Raw genomic sequence first — 4320 nt, 5'->3', positions numbered from 1 at the left:
CCCCTCCAAAAATCGCTCGATTTGTTCGGCTGTCTGCAAACTTCTGTCATCCATGATCAGCCGCATGGTCCCGATCATAGACGAGTCGCTCAAAATCTTTAAGGCTCATCTTGTGTTGGACGAGACTACTCCTTGAACGGGCAGATACGGGTTTGTTATAATCTCTGTGGCCATCCTCTTGCCAGTCAGATACTCACTTCCAGAAGGAGTGCTGAAAGCGGAGCGCTGATGGCTAACGCCTGATCGAAAGGTAGATGTTGTAATGGGCACCCTGACGAAAAAAGCGGCCATTGTGGGGGTTGCTGAGTCAGATTGCGGGATCGTGCCGGATAAGTCCCAGATGGAGCTTATCGCTCAAGCCACGTCGCGCGCGCTGAATGATGCCGGCCTGAAAAAGAGCGATATCGATGGCTTGTGTTGCTCCGGCATCTTCGGTCTGGCCACTATGGAAGTGGGGGAGTATCTCAATATTCAGCCCCGGTTCACCGATGCCACCCATGCGGGTGGGGCCTCTTTTGAAATGCATGTCCAGCATGCGGCAGCGGCTATCGCGGCAGGGATTTGTCATACAGTGCTGATTTGTTATGCCGCAACGACTTATTCGGATAGAAAGCGCGGTGTGTTTCTGACAGCGCTAAACGAGCCCACGTCTTCGATGGCCCAGTTTGAAATGCCCTATGGGGGATGGCTGACGGGCAGTTATGCCCTGGCTGCGCAACGCCATATGTATCAGTATGGCACAACGAGCGAACAGTTGGCGGAAATTGCCGTGGCCACACGGAAGTGGGCCTCGCTGAACCCGCTGGCCATGATGAGAACCCCGATTACGATTGCGGACGTTATCCATTCGCCCATGATCTGCTCGCCGCTTCACCTGCTCGATTGCTGCCTAGTCACCGATGCCGGTGGAGCCATCATCGTGACTTCCGCGGAGCGCGCCAGGAATCTAAGGCATCCACCGGCATGGATACTGGGATGTGGGGAATCTCATAGCCACATGGGAATATCCAGTATGCCCGATTTGACCTGCACCTCAGCCAAAATTTCGGGGGAAGCCGCCTTCAAAATGGCCGGGCTCACCGCCAAAGATATCGATGTGGCGGAACTGTATGACTGCTTTACCATCACCGTGCTGTTGCAACTGGAGGATCTGGGGTTTTGCCGGAAGGGAGAGGGCGGCTTTTTTGTAACCGGGCAGACCACTGCTCCCGGGGGCAAATTTCCGATGAACACCAATGGTGGGGGGCTGTCCTTTACTCACAGCGGGATGTACGGCATCTTTCTCCTGATTGAAGCGGTGCGTCAGCTCAGGGGCACATGCGGGGAGAGGCAAGTACCGGGGGCTCGTGTGGTTCTGTGCAACGGCATCGGTGTGGCGCTTTCCTCCAGTTCGACGGTCATCCTGGGGAGGGATTGAAATGGTGGATTATAAGAAACCCCTGCCTGCTATCCACGAAGAAACAAGGCCATTCTGGGAGAAGGCGAAGAAGCATGAGCTCTGGCTCCAGAAGTGCCGGGATTGCGGGAAGTTCAGATTCTATCCTCGCTCCATCTGTCCCAATTGCTTTTCCTATAACACCGAATGGTCCAGGGTAAGCGGGAGAGGGAAGATATATTCCTTCACCGTGTCGAACAGGCCCCCCTTGCAGGCTTTTCAGAAAGATGTTCCCTACTGCCTGGCGCTTGTCGATCTGGAAGAGGGTGTGCGCATGATGACCAATATCGTGGAATGCCAATGGGAAGATCTGAAGATCGACATGCCGGTTGAAGTGGTCTTTGAGGATGTCACGCCCCTGATATCCTTGCCGAAGTTCCGGCCAACCCCTGTCATTTAGAAGAAGACACGAACCCCGCTACCCAGAGTTCTGATATCGACATGTGGACTTGGCAGTAACTGTCGGTTAACCTCCGTACTTATCGGGGACTCTCTGCTGGGACATTCGCGACGACCAAAGGTCCGATTGTAGCCATCGATATCCCTCGCTGCCCCACAACCCAATGCCCGGTTTCAGCGCTTGAGCCCATTGCCCTGATGGGCGAGTTGCGGGGCATGGCAATCAAAAGCAGACTGCTGGAGAAGGCGGATGGAGTATATACTCTGGAAAGCCTCCGGGATTTCCGATGGAGCAACTACGATCAAACCCCTTCGATGGTAGATCAGGCGTGCCGAGAGATGAACCGTTGCTTATGCGGTAGGATGGGAAGTCCCGCCAGATCGACTCGAAGGCGGCCGGTTTCCGTCTCTGCGGGGCGGCTGCCGCCGTCTCTGGGGAGGACGCTTTGGTAGTGGCGGGCCATTTGAAGCGGTCCCCTGTTGCGGCATAAATTGGGGTGGTGGTGGGTGAACGAGTAAACGATCCTCGGGATAGATGCATTTCAGCTTCTGTCCGATGAAGGTCTCTATTCCGGGAAGATAGAACGACTCGTCCTCGGTGGCGAAGCTGATGGATGTGCCGCGGGCGCCGGCTCTTCCGGTTCTTCCGATTCGATGCACATAGTCCTCAGGATCGACGGGCAAGTTGTAGTTGACCACATGACTGACGTCATCGACATGAATGCCTCGTCCGGCCACATCGGTGGCCACCAGCACCCTGATTTTCCCTGCGCGAAAGTCCTCCAGTGTTTGAATTCGCTTCTTCTGATCCACTTCTCCTGAGATGAAGGCGCAATTGATGCCGTTAGCCCTGAGACGATTCTCCAGCTTCCGGGTTTGATCACGGCGATTGCAGAAAACCATCACCCTCTTGAGTTCCTGTTGGCTGATCACATTGTAAAGCAAGTTGTATCTCTGCTGGGCTGTAACCAGATACACAATCTGGTCGATAGTGTCTACCGTCACCTGTTCCGGCTTGATATCGACGGCAAACGGGTCTCTTGTCCACTGTGAAGCGAGCCTGGTAACTGCTGGCGTGAGTGTAGCTCCGAAGAGCATGGTTTGTCGAACAGTCTTGGGTGGGGTGCTCTGGATGATCTGGCGCACATCGGGAATGAACCCCATATCGAGCATCTGATCGGCTTCATCGATAATCAGTATCTCCACTTTGCTCAGGTCTATATCCCCCTGCCGTTTGAAGTCTAAAAGCCGACCCGGTGTAGCCACCACGATATCAACCAGTTTTTCTTCCAGCAACTGCTTTTGTTTCTGGTAATCCATGCCGCCAAAGACAGCGACGGTACTGAGTCGGCAATACTTTCCCAGACTGAGGGCATCCTTTTTGACTTGGAGGGCCAGCTCTCGTGTGGGGACGATGATTAGAGCCCGAGGAGTTCCAGGATTGCGTTTCTCTTTCAGCGGCTTGCCTTGCAATCGCTTGAGGATCGTGATCAAAAATGCGGCGGTCTTGCCGGTGCCTGTCTGCGCACGGCCATTGGCATCCATGCCGGTCAGAGCCTTGGGAAGGATCGCTGCCTGAATGGGAGTGCAATACTCAAATCCAAGGTCGGCAATGGCATGCATAATGCTCGTCGGGATATCGAGGTCATGGAAGCGAGTTTTTTCCTCCACCGGGGGAACCTCGAACTGTGAGATATCCCAACGCGGTTTGGGAGGAGGCTTGGGGCGTTGTTCCGATGCAGATTCCGGAGAAGAAGAAGAGGGTTTCTGCTCCAGTCTGGGCGTCCGAACAGGCGATGGCGGTTGCTGCGAGAGAGCGCTGGGATCGGGTTCTTTGGCCTTGGGGCGCTCCACTATTACATTGATCTGTGGGGGCTTCTCTGGGCTATTGTCTGCCCCTCGAACGCGGTTTCGAATGCTTCTAAAGATGCGGCGTATCAACTATGATCCCTACCATTCTGCTGGTTGCTTTCAAACATATGCTTTAAGCATAGCACAAAAGGCCCCCGAATTCATCCGCTAGTCTCTTCCAATACAAGATGCGCCTGAACCGGGGATCGATTTCTACTGCAAAATGAGTCTTAAAGATTTTGAGCAGATCGTTTATGATTGGGGGCATGCAGCTGATCATGGATGACAGACGATTACAGACAATTGAACCAATCCGGGGCGCTTACCAACTTGTTCACGCCCCTTAACCGGATTCAGATCAGCCCAGCGGATTTCCCCTCTCAATATTCGGGCCATTGAGCCAGCTCCTCGGATAATCCTTCTTCTGCTAGTGCTTGTTCAGCATTAGGGTCCAGTCTTGCGCATTCCTCAGCCAAGCGAACACGCTCGAATCGGGTGAGTTTTTCATTATTATTCCGGCAATTAAATATGTTTCAGGTTAGGCCTTTGCATAACGTACCGAGTCAGGATGAAAGAATCGTGCGATTTTATCAGTTTTCCGCTGAAGTCTTCGCATATAAGAGCGTAGACCAGTT

The 4320-nt window shown here is 53.7% G+C and carries 3 protein-coding genes and 2 pseudogenes; 2 read left to right on the top strand and 3 right to left on the bottom strand.

Annotation, left to right across the window (positions count from 1 at the left end; genetic code table 11):
* The first annotated feature begins 262 nt into the window (after positions 1–262).
* Entirely contained in the window at positions 263–1417 is a 1155-nt protein-coding gene (locus PHV74_15100) for an acetyl-CoA acetyltransferase (protein ID MDD5095681.1), read from the top strand.
* A 1-nt stretch (position 1418) separates the two neighbouring features.
* Positions 1419–1835, top strand: coding sequence for a Zn-ribbon domain-containing OB-fold protein (locus PHV74_15095; protein MDD5095680.1), 417 nt, complete (start codon positions 1419–1421; stop codon positions 1833–1835).
* A 350-nt stretch (positions 1836–2185) separates the two neighbouring features.
* On the opposite strand, the gene PHV74_15090 is transcribed toward PHV74_15095, so the two are convergent.
* The 3 genes and pseudogenes from PHV74_15090 to PHV74_15080 all read right to left on the bottom strand — a co-directional run bounded on the left by PHV74_15090 (position 2186) and on the right by PHV74_15080 (position 4191).
* Positions 2186–3688 (bottom strand): DEAD/DEAH box helicase, encoded by a 1503-nt coding sequence (locus PHV74_15090; protein MDD5095679.1) that lies wholly within the window; start codon positions 3686–3688, stop codon positions 2186–2188.
* Between the two features lie 306 nt (positions 3689–3994).
* A pseudogene (locus tag PHV74_15085) lies at positions 3995–4081 on the bottom strand (type II toxin-antitoxin system PemK/MazF family toxin).
* Positions 4066–4191: pseudogene (locus PHV74_15080) on the bottom strand (CopG family transcriptional regulator). The pseudogenes PHV74_15085 and PHV74_15080 overlap by 16 nt, the downstream one beginning before the upstream one ends.
* Between the last annotated feature and the right edge of the window lie 129 nt (positions 4192–4320).

Source organism: Dehalococcoidia bacterium, assembly GCA_028711995.1.
Lineage (GTDB): Bacteria > Chloroflexota > Dehalococcoidia > SZUA-161 > SpSt-899 > JAQTRE01.
This window is presented reverse-complemented; position numbering and strand designations above follow the sequence as displayed.

What these genes read in the sequence shown, in the direction of transcription:
- PHV74_15100 (MDD5095681.1), top strand. Translation starts at nt 263, where the DNA reads ATGGGCACCCTGACGAAAAAAGCGGCCATTGTGGGGGTTGCTGAGTCA.
- PHV74_15095 (MDD5095680.1), top strand. Translation starts at nt 1,419, where the DNA reads ATGGTGGATTATAAGAAACCCCTGCCTGCTATCCACGAAGAAACAAGG.